Raw genomic sequence first — 16,264 nt, forward strand, 5'->3', positions numbered from 1 at the left:
TAATACATTCGCATCTTACTATAAATAAAAAACGCTGATTTTTACATCAGCGTTTTTTTATGGAATAATGGACTCTTAACTTGGATTTAAAGCCATGTCGATTTTTGAAACTAAATCTTGCAAATGAAATTTACTTAGACGATCTGTTGCAGATGTAGCTCCCATCTTCAATTGACTTTTTAATTCAATTAGTTGCCCTCGAGCGATGGAAGGAATATCAGTTTCGCTATATTTCACAGGTCTTCTATTTAATCCCATGGCTGTTTTCTTCCCATCATTATCCAATGCTTCAATCAGGGTATTCACATATAACTTTTGAAGATTTCTTCTGTAAACGTCAACAGGAGCATTCGTTTTAAGTTCAGAAAAAATGCCCTTTCGCAAATCACTCATTAATTGGTCAACAGTGTAGTTCTTTTTATCTACAGAAGATGTTTCTATCAAACGAATCAATCGATCACCTGATAATAAGCTACTCAAAGTTCCACCTTGTATCGATTTCATTGCCTCTACTCCACTTTCGGGTCTTACTCTATTTATAATGTCTTGATCTAACAACCAAATAGGTGTTTTGAATAATTGTTCGTTAAGGAACGTAACGGCTTCTTTTTGAATTGCTGCAGGCACAACTTCATAAACATCGCCTTCCATATCAGCTGTTTTCGGATCTTCATAAATTCCTCCAACATTTTTAGTCACATGTCCCATATATCTTCGGAACTGACCTGTAAGTGAGTTATAAAGTCCGTCCAATTCTTCATAATCTTCACCATCTTCTTTACTCCATGTGATCAATTGTGGCAAGATTCTTTTCAAATTTTTGATTCCATAATCTGAAGCTTTCATGGCATTGTCGCCCAAATCTTCTGTTTGGAATCTCGGGTCATATGGACTGGTTTCAGTTCCAAAATGTAAACGTTTATTTTTGTAAGCCTCTTTTATCATGTCATTCAACAACACTTTTTCTTCCTTGTCGCTTTTTGCATCCGGAAAATAGGCATATCCCCATCGAATGGCCCATTTGTCGTAATCACCAATTTTTGGAAATAAATCGGTTACGCCGTCTTCGGGTTGTGCTACATAATTAAAACGTGCATAATCCATGATCGAAGAGGTATGACCATTTTGTTTTTGGAAATCTTTGTCTCGCAACATTTCCACGGGGGTCGCATGACTTGCTCCCATGTTGTGACGTAAGCCTAATGTGTGTCCGACTTCGTGAGCTGCCACAAAGCGAATCAATTCACCCATCAACTTGTCATTAAATTTAATAGTTCGTGCTTGTGGATCTACAGCGGCGGTTTGTATTAAATACCAATCTCTGAGTAAACTCATAATATTATGGTACCAACCAATATGACTTTCTAATATCTCTCCTGTTCTAGGATCGTGTACATTAGGTCCGTAAGCATTTTGAATATCCGCAGCAAAATAGCGTAACACCGAGAAACGAGCATCTTCTAAACTCATGGTTGGATCGTTTTCCGGCCAATATTCACCTCTAATTGCATTTTTCCATCCGGCAAATTCAAAAGCTTCTTGCCAATCATCAATACCGGCTTTGATATATTGTTTCCATTTGTCGGGAGTTGCAGGGTCAATGTAATAAACCAAAGGTTTTTTAGGTTCAATTAATTCACCTCTTTTTTGTTTTTCAGCATCTTCGGCATTCTTTGGCTCTAATCTCCAACGCACTGCAAAAACATCTTTTTCTGCTTTTAATGAGTTTTCTTCAAACACACTATAACCATTGGCAAAATAACCTACTCGCTTGTCAAAAGCTCTTTTTCGCATTGGTTTTTGCGGTAACAAAATCAAGGAAGTATTTAATTCAAATGTCACCACACCGGCATCTAAAGCAGCCGGAAAATTTGTTCCAATCGTGGGTGTTGGAGTCATTGAAATTTGAGGTGGCTTTGTAGTAAAGGTTTTTACTGAACGAATTTCAGTATTCACAGGAAACGATTTCACCGCTTGGATAAAAGACTTATCCTTTTGAAATGCAACGATATTTAGCATTTGTTTGCGAATAGGATCCAATGAGAAGGCTTGTAAATCTGCATCAAAAAGAGCGGTAACATCAAACACATATCCTTTGATATCTTTTCCGTCTTTTTTATAAGCCATCACTTCAAAGTTGCCAATAATCGGATCGGCACTTGAATTTTCAACGGCTTTAGTAATGGGGGAATCTTCATTTGGAGTGGTAATTACATAAGTTACCGAACGCAATAAAATGTTGTCACTAATACCTTTTTCAAATATGAGAACTTGCCGATTGATCTCTTCACCACCAAATATTCCTCCACCGGCAGGTGTTTTTGAATATCTGGTAATAGACATGATTTCTTTTCCTAACAATGAGTCAGCCACTTCAAAAAGATACTTGTCGCCTACTTTGTGCACATCAATTAAACCTTTTTGAGTAACCGCTGTAGAATCAATTACCTTGTTATAAGGCTTTGGTTTCTTTACTTCCGGTTTTTTAGCATCTGTTGGTGCTGCCGCAGTAGTGGCAGGCTTTTTCTTATCTTTCTTCTTTCGTTGAGCTAGAGCATCGGTTGTTGAGACAAACAACAATAGTGTTGATATAATAAAAAGTTTTCTAAACATATAATAAAGATTGGTTATAATCTTCAAATATATTCTAAAAAATTAACTTCTTTGAAATGTGTGAAAAAATTGGCAAATGTTTAATCAATAACCCCGATCGTCTTTTGATTACTTCTTCAATAAATCTAAAAGTGCCATTTCCAATTCAGTAAATCGAAAGTGAAATTGTTTATCCTGAATTTTCTCAGAACTCACATGCTGACTAGAGAAAAGCAATTGATGCATTTCACCTAAAAAAAGTTGCATTGCAAATTTAGGTACAGCCGGCATAAAAAATGGTTTCCCGAGAACATTAGCTATTGATTTTGTTAACTCTTTATTTGTTACGGCATTTGGTGCAACGGCGTTATAGACCCCCTCCAATTGATTATGAACTGCAAAATAAAAAAGTTCAACTAAATCGGCAATATGTATCCATGACTGCATTTGCATTCCGGAACCAAAAGGTGACCCCAATCCAAGTTTAATGGGTTTGACCATTTCCGCTAATGCTCCGCCTTTATCAGACAATACAAGTCCAATTCTGATTTTGCAAACTTTAATCTTCAACACCGAAAAAACATCTACACTTTCCTCCCATTTTTGAACAACAGTTCCTAAAAAATCATGACTTACTTTTAAACTGTCCTCTGTGTAAACTCCAGTTAAACTATCAGGATAAATACCGATTGCAGAAGCGGAAACCACCTGCTTTACTTGGTTGGGAAAATCTTTTAAAGCTTTGTAAAGAAGGTTGGTTGTTAAAACCCGACTTTCTATAATTTCTTCTTTATAGGAATCTGTCCATCTTTTCGAAACAGTTGCCCCGGCCAGATGAATAATTGCATCAACTCCCATTAAACAATTTTCATCAATGATACTTTGCTCGGGGTTCCAAAAGAAACCATAATAGTTAAGTTTGTTTTGAATTTTCTCTCTAGAAGTTGTTAGATAATGAACGGTATGATTGTTTTGCAACAGCAGTGCTACAATTTCTTTGCCAATCATTCCCGTAGCACCTGTAATTAAAATTTTCATAGCTTATTTTTACACAAAGGTACCTTCAAACAGTTAAAAAGTTACGTTAATTAGGAATAGTTTAAGTGTTGTTAAAACCTTGAAAATTGTACAACCATTATTTTATTCGAACACTCCACTCAAAATCCATTTCTGATACTTGGTCTCCTTTTTCGTCAGTACCTATAGATTTCATCCAAAAAGTTTGACCTTCGCCAGTGGCAATGGTTCGCTTTATAGCTTCTTCAATTAAATGACCATCCCGGCAAACAAATGTAATTCTACCTGTAGCCTTTTTGGTAAAATTTCCTTTGTTGTTCGCCACTAACATTGAAATTTTACGGCCGCTTTTTCGTATTTGAAACATGACTAATGCACCCGTAGATAATTCCGCCGCCATCGCTTGAACCGCAAAATACATCGAGTTAAATGGATTCTGATTGACCCAACGGAACTTAACGGTGGTTGTGCATTGATGTGCATCAATCGATTTTGCTCGCACCCCACACCAAAAAGCAGCGGGTAATTTAAAAAATAAAAATTTATTGAGATTTCCGGCTGTAAACTGCATATTTGCTCATTTTTTTGTAAAAATAGCATAAAATTCCGTAAATACAATTTGTTAAATTAATGTTAAATATTAGTACTATGCGTAACACAATACCTTCTTATAGACATATATTTGCATAGGATATTATTATACACTTTTAATTATGACAACACAAGACGAAAAAACAACCGCTGCACTGCTTCATTTAAGTGCCTTTGCAAAGTACCTGATTCCATTTGCCGGAATCGTAGTCCCACTGATCATTTGGCAAACCAAAAAACATCAATCGCAATATATTGATGAAAATGGTAAATCAGTTCTTAATTTCCATTTAAGTATTTTAGTATACAGTATTGTTATTGCAATTATTGTTGGTATTTTCTTTCTGAATTCAATTATTGGCTACATCCAATTAGAAAATGCCGGACAAGAGGTGGTTCCTGTCGATTTGATCACCCTAGCTATTATTGGCGTAGCTGTTTTAGGCATTTGGACCATCGCTGAGTTTATCTTAATAATTTTAGGATCGCTAAGAGCCAATGAAGGTACTGTTTACAAATATCCATTTAGCATAGCATTTATCAAGTAGAGTTTCAATCATCAATCCAATCAATCAAAAAACGAATTGTTTAATTTAAAAAAACACAAAATGAATTATGAATATTGAAAACACCAAAGCCCAGATGCGAAAAGGCGTTTTAGAGTTTTGTATTCTCTCGGTCTTAAAAGAAAAAGAAGCATACACCTCTGAAATATTAGACTCCTTAAAAAACGCAAAATTACTCGTGGTCGAGGGAACTGTATATCCCTTATTAACACGTTTGAAAAACGACGGATTACTCAACTACCGTTGGGAAGAATCAACTTCGGGACCTCCAAGAAAGTATTACGGACTCACCGAAATAGGAAAACAATTTTTAACTGAATTAAACAGTACTTGGAATGAATTATCCGATGCTGTAAACACCATAACCAACCAAAACTAATAGTCATGAACAAAACAGTAAATATAAATTTAGGAGGCCTTTTCTTCCATATCGATGAAGATGCTTTTCAAAAATTAAATCGCTATTTCGATGCTATTAAGCGTTCGCTATCCAATTCATCGGGTCAAGATGAAATTATGAAAGATATCGAAATGCGTATTTCAGAAATTTTCTCAGAATCAAAAGAATCCGATAAACATGTCATCAGTTTAAGAGATGTTGACGCGATGATTACAGTAATGGGTCAACCTGAAGATTATCGTATTGAAGAGGAAGGCGAAACTCAAAATACATCACAAAACTTCAATACAGGTAAATCAAATAAAAAGTTGTACCGTGACATCGACAAAAATATTCTGGGCGGTGTTGCTGCAGGATTTGGACACTACATTGGTGTTGACTCCTTGTGGATTCGTTTGTTCTTGGTTTTAATTGTTATCGCAGGTGTTGGATTTCCAATCTTGCTTTACATTATCCTTTGGGTATTGATCCCTAAAGCTCAGACTACTACTGAAAAGTTAGAAATGACCGGAGAACCGGCAAACCTGACGAACATCGAAAAAAAAGTTCGTGAAGAATTTGCTGCTTTTTCAGACAAAGTAGAAAATGCAGATTATGAAAAAATGGGCAATCAAGCAAAATCCGGAGCTGAAAAAGTAGGCTCTGCTATCGGCGAAATTTTTATGACCATTTTTAGTGTTTTTGCCAAAATCATTGGTGCCTTAATTCTGATTTTTTCGATCATGGTTTTAGGATCATTGATTATTGGAGGCTTTACTTTCGGATCCACAACTTTTGTAGATATGCCATGGCAAGGTTACTATGATGCGGTAATTGTAAGTGAATTTCCAATCTGGTTAATTGTATTGCTTAGCTTTTTTGCCATCGGAATTCCGTTTTTCTTTTTAATGATTTTAGGCTTAAAACTTTTAATCACGAATATGAAATCAATTGGCAATGTCGCAAAATATACCTTGTTGGCATTATGGCTTTTAGCTGTGGGAACTTTAATTGCTTTTGGAGTGAAACAAGCTACTGAAGTTGCCTACAAAGGAAAATCCGTTCAAAAAGAAACGCTGGCATTACTACCCAATGATACTTTGTATGTACAATTCAAATACAATGATTTTTACAGTAAAGATTTCCATCACAATGACTTTGAATTAACGCAAGATGAAAATGAAAATGAAGTTATTTATTCAAATGATATTCGATTAGAATTGCTGTATACCGACGAATCACAACCTTTTCTTTCCATTGAAAGAAAAGCGGAAGGAAAATCATTAGTGGATGCTAAAAAACGTGCAGAGAAAATCAAATATGATTTCAAATACGAGGGCAACAAACTGCTGTTAAACAATTATTTAACAACAGATTTAAAGAATAAATACAGAAATCAAAAGGTAAATTTATATCTTTATGTTCCCAAAGGAACAATTCTTAAACCGGATAACAGTGTTAAAAATTATGACAATAGTGAAAACTCATTTTTTAATTTGCATCATAGTTCAGACACGTACATTTATCAGGTTAGTGATCGTAAAATAATATGTTTGAATTGTCCCCCGGAAGAAAATGAATACAATGATGTTGTTTCCGATAGTATTTCAGACAATCAATCGACGTCAATAACCATTGATAAAAATGGTGTACAAATCAAAGAAAACAATAAAAACGTGGAATCACGGGACTTCAAAGGATTAGAAATTAACGATGAGGGAATCATCATTAAAACCAATTAGTCATGATAAAAATAGTTGTTTACATCACCAAATCAATTATTGCTCTATTAGCAGCATTATTGTTCAACTCTTGCCAGTTTGCCGTTGATTTAGGAGACACTGTTAAAGGAAGCGGTAAAGTGACTACAGAAAAACGCAATGTGACGGAAGATTTTACAAACATCGAAGTGAGTCAAGGAATTGACTTGATTGTAACGCAATCTGACACAAAATCAATTGAAGTGGAAGCCGATGATAATATCATTGAACACATTGAAACCAATATTTCAAGTGGTGTTTTAACCATTAAAATGGATAAAAATGTTCGAACTAAATCAGCAAGAAAAGTGCGGGTTTCTCTTCCTGTTATCGAAGCTTTAAGCAGTTCAAGTGGAGCTACCATATCCAATACTGCTGTTATAAAAATTTCCTCTTTGGATTTAGATGCTAGCAGTGGCAGTGAAATAGATCTTTCCTTAGAAGTTGAAAATTTAATTAGTGAAAGCAGTAGCGGAAGTGAAATCACTTTAAAAGGGAAAGCACTAAAATTAGAGGCTACATCTTCAAGTGGCAGCGAAATCAATGCTTCAGAACTTTTAGCTAATAATGTCATTGCAGGTTCATCTAGCGGAAGTTCAGTGGACGTTCACCCAATCATTAGTTTAGACGCAAAAGCTTCAAGCGGAAGTGCAATTAAATATTTTAATATGCCTACTACTATTACCAAAAACTCCTCGTCCGGTGGAACCATTACAAAAAATTAAAACAACTAAAGTAAAAGTAAATAGTCGCTAACATTCATTTGTAACTAAGTAAACAAACATCTCTACCCAAAGTTGAGATGTTTTTTTCTATATTTGTGAACAAAACCAACTGAAAAATGAAGAATATCCTCCTACTATTTGCCGTCATTTGTACTTCTTCAATAGTTACTGCCCAAAAAAAAGAAAAAATTAAAGGTTCCAATATAGTGACCGTTGAAAATAAGGAAATTGGAGATTTTGAAAATATCGAAGTTTCAGATAATCTGGAAGTATTTCTTTTCAAAGGTGATAAAAATGCAATTGAAGTAGAAGCCGACGATAATCTTCATCCTGAAATTGAATTTAAATTGACAGGAAATACTTTGTTTATTAGTGCCCTCAAAGATATAACCTCTGCAAAAAAAACAAGTGTTCGCATCACCTATACTGACCAATTTAAAATGCTTATTGCAAGAGATAAAAGTAAAATAACTTCTTTATCTGACTTAAATCTTAGTGAATTTACCTTTAAATGTTACAATGATTCAAAATTGTTTTTAAATGCGAATGTTGCCAAATTTACTTTAATAACAAATGACAAATCGAAGGTTGAATTAAACCTCAAATCGGAAGATGCCGTTTTAGAGCTAAGTAAAAATTCGAATATCAAAGCTTTAATTACATCCTCTAAACTGAAATGTGACATGTATCAAAAAACTATTGCTGTAATAGAAGGAGATGTCAATGAATTACGCTTAAGAATTGATAATTCTTCCAACTTTACAGGGAAAAATTTAACTACCAAAACTGCAACAGCAACTCTGGAAGGTACTTCTGTCGGAATCATTAATGTTGCAACTAATGCAGTTCTAGAGTTAACAGGAAAGTCAGAATTATATTTATATGGCGATGCGGTAGTTGAAATAAAAGTCTTTAAAGATGAGGCAATGATTTTCAAAAAGCCTTTAAAATAAAAAATCCCGGATCAACCGGGATTCTTAACTATTCTTTGCTCGCAAGATATCTTTCGGCATCCAAAGCAGCCATACAGCCTGTTCCTGCAGCTGTAATTGCTTGACGGTACACATGATCGGCAGCATCACCACCCACAAAAACGCCAGGAATATTTGTTTTTGAAGTTCCCGAAACATTGATAATATAACCTGTTTCATCTAATTCAAGAAAATCCTTAAAAATATCGGTATTTGGCTTATGACCTATAGCCACAAAGAAACCTGTTGCAGGAATTTCAGTTTCAACCCCTGTTGTTCGCTCCTTCACAAGCACAGCAGACACCACTTGTCCATCACCTTTTACTTCAACGGTTTCAGAGTTTAGTAAAATTTTGATATTTTCTGTTTTTCGAACACGGGCCTCCATGATTTTAGATGCTCTAAATTTCTCACTACGCACCAACATAGTTACTTTTTTACAAAGTTTTGAAAGATAATGTGCTTCTTCACAGGCAGAATCTCCTGCACCTACAATTACAACCTCTTGATTTCTATAGAAAAATCCGTCACAAACTGCACAAGCCGAAACACCGCCACCCGTTTGTAAATAATGTTGCTCAGAAGGAATTTCTAAATATTTTGCTGAAGCACCCGTAGAAATAATTACGGTTTCACAATGAATTTCTTTCGTGTCGTTTACCCACACTTTATGAATTGGTCCAGAGAAATCTACCTTTGTTACCCAACCATCTCGAACATCCGTTCCAAAACGCTTGGCTTGTTCTTGAAAGCCTATCATCATTTCAGGACCAGTAATTCCTTCAGGATTTCCAGGCCAATTTTCAACTTCATTAGTCGTTGTTAATTGACCACCCGGTTGTGTTCCTTGGTATAAAACCGGAAACATATTGGCTCTGGCAGCATAGATTGCTGCTGTGTATCCCGCAGGACCCGAACCTATAATCAAACATTTTACTTTTTCTATTGTGTCAGACATGGTATTAGTAATTTCAAATAAGATTGCAAATGTAGCTTTTTAATGAAAATTAAATCTTAATTGTTGATTAGTTTTAATAATTATCGAATAGTGTAATCTTATTTTCGTTTTCTTTTGCAAAAAAGAATTTAAACCCTATATTTGCACCCTCAAATAGAAATCTACTTTTTTTAGTATTTTCTTTTCGGGGTGTAGCGTAGCCCGGTTATCGCGCCTGCTTTGGGAGCAGGAGGCCGCAGGTTCGAATCCTGCCACCCCGACCACCAAAATCCTTTCCACTTGTGGGAGGGATTTTTTGTTTCCAGTCCGTTAAGCTTGCTTATAAGGATCGGAAATAAAAAATAACTCAGAGCGAAGCTCGAAGGATTTTGGTGAGCAACATTTCCTCTATTCAGGTTCATGAAATAATCCTGCCACCCCGACCACCAAAATCCTTTCCACTTGTGGGAGGGATTTTTTATTTTCAATCCGTCAAGCTTGCTTGTAAGGTTTGAAAATAAAAAATAACTCAGAGCGTAGCTCGAAGGATATTGGTGAGCAACATTGCCCACTTTCAGGATCATCGAATAATCCTGCCACCCCGACCACCAAAATCCTTTCCACACAAGTGGGCGGGATTTTTTATTTTCAGTCCGTTAAGCTTGCTTGTAAGGATTGGAAATAAAAAATAACTCAGAGCGAAGCTCGAAGGATTTTGGTGAGCAACATTTCCTCTATTCATGTTCATGAAATAATCCTGCCACCCCGACCACCAAAATCCTTTCCACTTGTGGGAGGGATTTTAGTTTTCAATCCTACAAACTTCTTGTCCGTTAAAAAAAATTGGTCAAAATTTATGGTTTAAATATCATTTCAATTATTTGCAAAAGCTCTCAAAAATACTGACATTTATCAGTTTATTACCTTGAATTTTTGCTACTTTTGTAGGGAATAAACACTTAGCAAAGATGTTAATAATCGGAATTGCCGGAGGCACGGGTAGCGGAAAAACAACCGTGGTTCATCAAATCATGAATGAATTACCGGATGCAGAGGTTGGCGTGATTTCACAAGACTCCTATTATAAAAAGAATTCGCATTTAAGCTACGAAGAACGCTCCCACATCAATTTTGATCACCCAAGAGCGATTGATTTTGACTTATTGGTCGCACATTTAAAAGATCTCAAACTTGGGAATGTTGTTGAACAACCGGTTTACTCTTTTGTAACCCATGACCGAACCGACGATATTATTCTAACACATCCCAGAAAAGTGATGATAGTTGAAGGAATTTTGATTTTGACCAATCCGGAACTACGTGAGATGTTCGATATAAAAGTGTATGTTCACGCAGATTCAGACGAACGATTGATTCGTCGATTAAAGAGAGATATTGCCGAACGAGGCAGAGACATGAATGAAGTAGTAAATAGGTATCAAAACACACTAAAACCAATGCACGATCAATTTATAGAACCTACTAAAAATTTTGCAGATATCATTATTCCGAATGACAACTATAATACCGTTGCTATTGAAGTAGTACGTGCAGTAATCAAACAACGAATCCATTAACTATGTCATTTTTTCAACGTTTTAAAGAAAAATATCCCTGGTTCAAATACCTATACAACAGATATGTATTAGTATTTGCATTTTTTGTAGTTTGGTTATTGTTTTTGGATAATTACTCTTATTTCGAACATCGAATTTTGAATAAAGAAATTGAAGAAATTGAAACCAATAAAAAATACTATCAAGAAGAGATTAAAAAAGACAGTTTAGAAATTAAGCAGCTAAAAAATCCTGATATGATAGAAAAATATGCTCGTGAAAAATATTATATGAAGCGAGACAGTGAGGATATCTACATTATTGAATTTAAAGAAAAAGATTCCGATAAAAAACCAGATAAAAAATAAAAACCATGGAACGCAAGTTATTTGATGAATTTGAACCAATTTCTGCCAAGCAATGGAAACAACAAATTCAGTTTGAATTAAAAGGAGCCGATTATAATGAAACTTTAGTTTGGGAAAGTATGGAGGGAATTAAAGTGAAACCTTTTTATCACTCCGACGAATTTGATACCAAATTGACTTTTGACACAAAAGCAACCGATTGTAAAATTCTTCAAAATATTTTTGTTTTCGATGTTCCCAAATCAAATGCAAAAGCACTAGATAGCCTCAACAGAGGTGCAGATAACATTCGTTTTACGATTGATAACGAAGCTGTTTCTATAGAATCATTGATGATGAATCTACCCTCAGAAACAACGATTTATTATTTCAATCTGACTTTTTTATCCGTAGATTATGTATTAAAACTAGATCAATTTGCTACTAAAAACAAATACAATTTTGTGCTGTTAATTGATCCTGTTGGTCAGTTGGCAGCAGAAGGCAATTGGTTTCAAAACCTTGAAAAAGATTTTGAAGCGATATCCCAGATTCAATCCAAAAGCCGCATTCCATTTATTTCTATTCGAACCGGATTGTACCAAAATGCCGGAGCAAATATGGTGCAACAATTGGCTTATACTTTAGCTCACATTAATGAGTATTTTAATCGATTAGAAGCTATTTCAAGCCCTATAACCATTGAAGTTTCAGTTGGAACCAATTACTTTTTCGAAATTGCAAAACTAAGAGCTTTGCGATTGCTATTTAATACATTGGCAGACACTTACAACCATAAACTACATTGTAAAATTGTTGTTGCACCAACCAAACGAAACAAAACAATCTACGACTACAATGTAAATTTATTGCGAACAACCACCGAGTGCATGAGTGCTATTTTAGGCGGTGCGGATGCAATTGCAAATTTAGCCTACGATGCATTGTATCATAAAGACAATGAATTTGGTGACCGTATTTCGCGAAACCAATTGTTGATTTTAAAGAACGAAAGTTATTTTGATAAAGTCAATAACCCGGCCGACGGAACCTATTATATTGAAACTTTAACCGAACAATTAGCCGAAAAAGCTTTAGAACTTTTTAAAGATATTGAAAAAAATGGTGGTTTAATTACACAACTAATCGAAGGCACCATTCAACGCAAAATCAATGAAAGTGCAGAAAAAGAGCAAGAACTTTTTGACTCAGGAAAAGAGGTCTTATTGGGAACCAACAAATTCCCCAACAAGAACGACAAAATGGCTAATGATTTAGAATTATTTCCTTTTGTAAAAACCAATCCAAGAAAAACGTTAATCACACCGATTATAGAAAAACGTTTAGCCGAAAAAGTTGAACAAGAACGTCTTAACGCCGAAAAAAATGCTTAATCACAGAATTTTTTCAGGGATGATACTTCTTTCCTTTTTAGGAATGTCATCATGTACGGAAGTCATCAAAGAATCTCAAAAAGTACTTAAGGAGACACAAAAACCTATTGTAGAAGGTAAATTCTTTCCTTTGGAAACCGAAGGAATCAAAATGTATTTACCAAAAGAGTTTATAAAATTATCAAAATCAGAATATTTAGAATTTGTAGAAAAATCAACGGATACTTTGGCTGTAAATTTGGAAAAAGAACGTCTAAGAGAATTGGCTCGTTCGCAAAGTAAAGTTTACTTTTTTCAACACACATCCTCAAACTCAATTCTAACTGTTTTTCCAACAGAATATATAAAATTCACAAAAAATGATGCTCAAATGTTGTTGAACGATATTAAATACCATCATGATGTAATTTCAGAACAATCAGGTATTTTATTCACAAAAAAAGAAGCTCGATTTTTTGAAACAGCCGAAGCACAGATTTTTAAATCAATATATTCCATTAGCTCTGAGGATTTAATTGGTGATTTTTACAAACAGATCTATTTTGTGAGCTTCAATAACAAAAGCTTTGCTCTTACACTCGAAACTCCATTTTTGGTTGATTTTGACCCCTATTTAGAAAAAATACGCGTACTCTAATGAAAAGAAAAGACATCCAACAGCTGACCTTGAAAAGTGCGAAAAAAAAATCCGTCACAAGTCCTGTTGCCCATTTTATTACTGCAGAACAAATTGAATTAAAACCGGATTATTCAGCGGAAGATTTGGCAAAATTAGAACACCTAGGTTTTGCCGCTGGTTTTGCTCCTAATCTTCGCGGACCTTACGCAACGATGTATGTACGTCGTCCATGGACCGTCCGTCAATATGCCGGGTTTTCAACAGCCGAAGAGAGTAATGCCTTTTATCGCAGAAACCTAGCTGCCGGACAAAAAGGACTTTCAGTTGCTTTTGACTTGGCTACACACCGTGGTTATGATTCCGATCACGAACGAGTGGTTGGTGATGTAGGTAAAGCGGGTGTTGCCATTGATTCTGTAGAAGATATGAAGGTTTTGTTTGACCAGATTCCCTTAGGTGAAATGTCTGTTTCCATGACCATGAACGGTGCCGTTTTACCAATTATGGCCTTTTATATTGTGGCCGCAGAAGAACAAGGTGTGGCTCCGAATTTACTTTCCGGAACGATTCAAAATGACATTTTGAAGGAATTTATGGTGCGAAATACCTACATCTACCCACCTACTCCTTCGATGAAAATCATTGCTGATATTTTTGAATATACCAGTAAAAATATGCCTAAATTCAATTCAATATCTATTTCCGGTTATCATATGCAGGAAGCCGGAGCAACAGCAGATATTGAGCTGGCTTACACTTTAGCCGATGGTTTAGAATACATTCGAACCGGTTTGGCCGCGGGAATGGACATTGATACTTTCGCACCTCGCCTTTCTTTTTTCTGGGCGGTGGGTATGAACCACTTTATGGAAATCGCTAAAATGCGTGCCGGTCGTATGTTGTGGTCTAAATTATTGAAACAATTCCATCCGAAAGATGAAAAATCATTGGCTTTGCGAACCCATTGTCAAACATCCGGTTGGAGTTTAACGGAACAAGATCCGTTTAACAATGTGGCACGAACTTGTATTGAGGCTGCCGCAGCAGCTTTTGGTGGCACCCAATCGTTACACACCAATGCTTTGGATGAAGCAATTGCACTACCCACAGATTTCTCCGCTCGTATTGCTAGAAATACACAAATATTTTTACAAGAAGAAACCAAAATTTGTAAAACGGTTGACCCTTGGGCCGGAAGTTATTATGTAGAAAGTTTAACAGCAGAAATCGCAGCAAAAGCATGGGCGTTAATTCAAGAAGTGGAAGAATTGGGAGGGATGACCAAAGCCATAGAAGCAGGAATTCCTAAATTGCGTATCGAAGAAGCCGCTGCCAGAAAACAAGCGAGAATTGACAGTAGTCAAGATATTATTGTAGGCGTAAACAAATACCGTTTAGAAAAAGAAGATCCATTGATGATTTTGGATGTAGACAATCAAATGGTTCGAAAACAACAAATTGAACGTTTGCAGGAAATTAAAGCAACCAGAAACAACGAACAAGTAAAAATTTGTTTAGCTAAATTGACCGAAGCTGCAAAAACTGGAATGGAAAATTCAAAAGATTCTGATAGTCATCAGAATAAAAATTTATTATCTTTAGCCGTAGAAGCGGCCAAAAACAGAGCAACTTTAGGCGAAATTAGTGATGCCTTAGAAGAAGTTTTCGGACGCTACAAAGCACAAATTAGAACCTTTAGTGGCGTGTATAGTAAAGAAATCAAAAATGACGTAAGCTTTGAAAAAGCGAAACAATTAGCCGATGCTTTTGCTACGAAAGAAGGTCGTCGACCACGAATCATGATTGCGAAAATGGGACAAGACGGTCACGACCGTGGTGCAAAAGTAGTCGCCACCGGTTATGCAGATGTTGGATTTGATGTAGACATTGGACCGTTATTCCAAACACCTGCAGAAGCCGCCAAACAAGCGGTTGAAAACGACGTGCATATTTTAGGGGTATCGTCACTAGCAGCCGGACACAAAACTTTGGTTCCTCAAGTAATTGCTGAACTTAAAAATTACGGTCGCGAAGATATTATGGTGATTGTGGGTGGTGTAATTCCGCACCAAGACTACCAATTTTTGTTCGATGCCGGAGCGGTTGCCGTTTTTGGACCTGGGACAAGGATTAGTGATGCAGCGATTAGTATTTTGGAGGTTTTGTTGGAAGAATAAGTATTTTAGACATATATATATAGAAAAAGCACTAACTTAGAAGTTGGTGTTTTTTTATTCATAGCTAAAATTTAAATTTCTAATCTAATCACCTGAAAACAAACACCTAAAACTTTAAAAATATTTACTAACTTTGTTTAACAATTCTAAAGCAATGACAACTATTACCATCAAGATAAACGAGCGTACAAAAGCGGGAAAGACATTAAAGAATTTGATTGAAATTTTTTCGAAAGAAAACAAAGACATCGAAATCATTTCTGACAATGAAAGTCCTTATGATCCTAAATTTGTTGCTAAAGTGCTAGACTCTCATAAAAATGACAAAAGAGTATCCATAAAAGCAGACAAATTATGGGAAAATATTTAGTGACTTATACAGAAAGTGCAGTTAAAGATTTACAAAAGCATAAAAAATCAGGAAACAAAGCAATTATTCATAAAATAACTGCTATCCTTTCAGAATTAGAAGAACATCCTTATACAGGAACCGGAAAACCCGAACAATTAAAATATGAACTAACGGGATTTTGGGCCAGAAGAATTAACCAAAAAGACCGAATTATCTACAACGTTGAAGAAGATATTGTAACTGTTGAAGTCATTTCCGCTATGGGACATTATGGTGATAAG

General features: G+C 35.5%; 16 protein-coding genes and 1 tRNA gene. 13 read left to right on the forward strand and 4 right to left on the reverse strand.

Annotation, left to right across the window (positions count from 1 at the left end):
- Window positions 1-75: 75 nt before the first annotated feature.
- From ACIQ2S_RS04675 to ACIQ2S_RS04685, 3 genes are all read right to left on the reverse strand, one after another.
- Window positions 76-2,613: a zinc-dependent metalloprotease gene (locus ACIQ2S_RS04675; protein WP_396173316.1), complete on the reverse strand. Its 2,538-nt coding sequence runs from the start codon at window positions 2,611-2,613 to the stop codon at window positions 76-78.
- Between the two features lie 108 nt (window positions 2,614-2,721).
- Window positions 2,722-3,630: a TIGR01777 family oxidoreductase gene (locus tag ACIQ2S_RS04680; protein WP_396173318.1), complete on the reverse strand. Its 909-nt coding sequence runs from the start codon at window positions 3,628-3,630 to the stop codon at window positions 2,722-2,724.
- Between the two features lie 97 nt (window positions 3,631-3,727).
- On the reverse strand, window positions 3,728-4,180 hold the full coding sequence (locus ACIQ2S_RS04685) for a DUF4442 domain-containing protein (protein WP_396173321.1): 453 nt from the start codon (window positions 4,178-4,180) through the stop codon (window positions 3,728-3,730).
- A gap of 142 nt (window positions 4,181-4,322) precedes the next feature.
- On the opposite strand from ACIQ2S_RS04685, the gene ACIQ2S_RS04690 reads away from it, so the two are divergent.
- The 5 genes from ACIQ2S_RS04690 (at window position 4,323) to ACIQ2S_RS04710 (ending at window position 8,583) form a co-directional block, all read left to right on the forward strand.
- Window positions 4,323-4,748, forward strand: a complete 426-nt coding sequence (locus ACIQ2S_RS04690) for a DUF4870 domain-containing protein (protein ID WP_396173323.1) — start codon at window positions 4,323-4,325, stop codon at window positions 4,746-4,748.
- A gap of 67 nt (window positions 4,749-4,815) precedes the next feature.
- Entirely contained in the window at window positions 4,816-5,145 is a 330-nt protein-coding gene (locus ACIQ2S_RS04695; RefSeq protein WP_396173325.1) for a PadR family transcriptional regulator, read from the forward strand.
- A 5-nt stretch (window positions 5,146-5,150) separates the two neighbouring features.
- Window positions 5,151-6,887 carry a PspC domain-containing protein gene (locus ACIQ2S_RS04700; protein ID WP_396173327.1) on the forward strand — a complete coding sequence of 579 codons (1,737 nt, stop codon included), beginning with the start codon at window positions 5,151-5,153 and terminating at the stop codon, window positions 6,885-6,887.
- A gap of 2 nt (window positions 6,888-6,889) precedes the next feature.
- The gene (locus ACIQ2S_RS04705) at window positions 6,890-7,630 is read left to right on the forward strand and encodes a head GIN domain-containing protein (protein WP_396173330.1); all 741 of its coding nucleotides are present in this window, start codon (window positions 6,890-6,892) and stop codon (window positions 7,628-7,630) included.
- Between the two features lie 116 nt (window positions 7,631-7,746).
- Complete coding sequence (locus tag ACIQ2S_RS04710) at window positions 7,747-8,583, forward strand: GIN domain-containing protein (RefSeq protein ID WP_396173332.1); 837 nt, start codon at window positions 7,747-7,749, stop codon at window positions 8,581-8,583.
- A gap of 28 nt (window positions 8,584-8,611) precedes the next feature.
- Here the strand turns inward: ACIQ2S_RS04710 and trxB are convergent, their stop codons facing one another.
- Window positions 8,612-9,559, reverse strand: a complete 948-nt coding sequence (gene trxB, locus ACIQ2S_RS04715) for a thioredoxin-disulfide reductase (RefSeq protein ID WP_396173334.1) — start codon at window positions 9,557-9,559, stop codon at window positions 8,612-8,614.
- Window positions 9,560-9,744: 185 nt separating this feature from the next.
- On the opposite strand from trxB, the gene ACIQ2S_RS04720 reads away from it, so the two are divergent.
- The 8 genes from ACIQ2S_RS04720 to ACIQ2S_RS04755 form a co-directional block, all read left to right on the forward strand.
- Window positions 9,745-9,822, forward strand: a tRNA-Pro gene (locus tag ACIQ2S_RS04720).
- Window positions 9,823-10,506: 684 nt separating this feature from the next.
- On the forward strand, window positions 10,507-11,115 hold the full coding sequence (gene udk, locus ACIQ2S_RS04725) for a uridine kinase (RefSeq protein WP_396173338.1): 609 nt from the start codon (window positions 10,507-10,509) through the stop codon (window positions 11,113-11,115).
- A 2-nt stretch (window positions 11,116-11,117) separates the two neighbouring features.
- On the forward strand, window positions 11,118-11,462 hold the full coding sequence (locus ACIQ2S_RS04730; RefSeq protein WP_396173340.1) for a septum formation initiator family protein: 345 nt from the start codon (window positions 11,118-11,120) through the stop codon (window positions 11,460-11,462).
- Between the two features lie 5 nt (window positions 11,463-11,467).
- Window positions 11,468-12,835 (forward strand): methylmalonyl-CoA mutase subunit beta, encoded by a 1,368-nt coding sequence (locus tag ACIQ2S_RS04735; protein ID WP_396173342.1) that lies wholly within the window; start codon window positions 11,468-11,470, stop codon window positions 12,833-12,835.
- Window positions 12,828-13,472 carry a hypothetical protein gene (locus tag ACIQ2S_RS04740; RefSeq protein ID WP_396173344.1) on the forward strand — a complete coding sequence of 215 codons (645 nt, stop codon included), beginning with the start codon at window positions 12,828-12,830 and terminating at the stop codon, window positions 13,470-13,472. The genes ACIQ2S_RS04735 and ACIQ2S_RS04740 overlap by 8 nt, the downstream gene beginning before the upstream one ends.
- Window positions 13,472-15,631: a methylmalonyl-CoA mutase gene (gene scpA, locus ACIQ2S_RS04745; protein WP_396173347.1), complete on the forward strand. Its 2,160-nt coding sequence runs from the start codon at window positions 13,472-13,474 to the stop codon at window positions 15,629-15,631. Before ACIQ2S_RS04740 ends, scpA begins: the two co-directional genes overlap by 1 nt.
- 154 nt (window positions 15,632-15,785) lie before the next feature.
- Entirely contained in the window at window positions 15,786-16,001 is a 216-nt protein-coding gene (locus ACIQ2S_RS04750) for a DUF2683 family protein (RefSeq protein ID WP_396173350.1), read from the forward strand.
- Window positions 15,986-16,264 (forward strand): Txe/YoeB family addiction module toxin (locus ACIQ2S_RS04755; RefSeq protein ID WP_396173353.1); only part of this gene is annotated, 279 nt, incomplete at its 3' end. The genes ACIQ2S_RS04750 and ACIQ2S_RS04755, both read left to right, overlap by 16 nt.

Source organism: Flavobacterium sp., from assembly GCF_044371705.1.
In the GTDB taxonomy this organism is placed as follows: Bacteria; Bacteroidota; Bacteroidia; order Flavobacteriales; family Flavobacteriaceae; genus Flavobacterium.

Bases quoted from the DNA above. Each gene is read 5' to 3' on its own strand.
- ACIQ2S_RS04675 (WP_396173316.1), bottom strand. From the start codon at position 2,613: ATGTTTAGAAAACTTTTTATTATATCAACACTATTGTTGTTTGTCTCA.
- ACIQ2S_RS04680 (WP_396173318.1), bottom strand. From the start codon at position 3,630: ATGAAAATTTTAATTACAGGTGCTACGGGAATGATTGGCAAAGAAATT.
- ACIQ2S_RS04685 (WP_396173321.1), bottom strand. From the start codon at position 4,180: ATGCAGTTTACAGCCGGAAATCTCAATAAATTTTTATTTTTTAAATTA.
- ACIQ2S_RS04690 (WP_396173323.1), top strand. From the start codon at position 4,323: ATGACAACACAAGACGAAAAAACAACCGCTGCACTGCTTCATTTAAGT.
- ACIQ2S_RS04695 (WP_396173325.1), top strand. From the start codon at position 4,816: ATGAATATTGAAAACACCAAAGCCCAGATGCGAAAAGGCGTTTTAGAG.
- ACIQ2S_RS04700 (WP_396173327.1), top strand. From the start codon at position 5,151: ATGAACAAAACAGTAAATATAAATTTAGGAGGCCTTTTCTTCCATATC.
- ACIQ2S_RS04705 (WP_396173330.1), top strand. From the start codon at position 6,890: ATGATAAAAATAGTTGTTTACATCACCAAATCAATTATTGCTCTATTA.
- ACIQ2S_RS04710 (WP_396173332.1), top strand. From the start codon at position 7,747: ATGAAGAATATCCTCCTACTATTTGCCGTCATTTGTACTTCTTCAATA.
- trxB (WP_396173334.1), bottom strand. From the start codon at position 9,559: ATGTCTGACACAATAGAAAAAGTAAAATGTTTGATTATAGGTTCGGGT.
- udk (WP_396173338.1), top strand. From the start codon at position 10,507: ATGTTAATAATCGGAATTGCCGGAGGCACGGGTAGCGGAAAAACAACC.
- ACIQ2S_RS04730 (WP_396173340.1), top strand. From the start codon at position 11,118: ATGTCATTTTTTCAACGTTTTAAAGAAAAATATCCCTGGTTCAAATAC.
- ACIQ2S_RS04735 (WP_396173342.1), top strand. From the start codon at position 11,468: ATGGAACGCAAGTTATTTGATGAATTTGAACCAATTTCTGCCAAGCAA.
- ACIQ2S_RS04740 (WP_396173344.1), top strand. From the start codon at position 12,828: ATGCTTAATCACAGAATTTTTTCAGGGATGATACTTCTTTCCTTTTTA.
- scpA (WP_396173347.1), top strand. From the start codon at position 13,472: ATGAAAAGAAAAGACATCCAACAGCTGACCTTGAAAAGTGCGAAAAAA.
- ACIQ2S_RS04750 (WP_396173350.1), top strand. From the start codon at position 15,786: ATGACAACTATTACCATCAAGATAAACGAGCGTACAAAAGCGGGAAAG.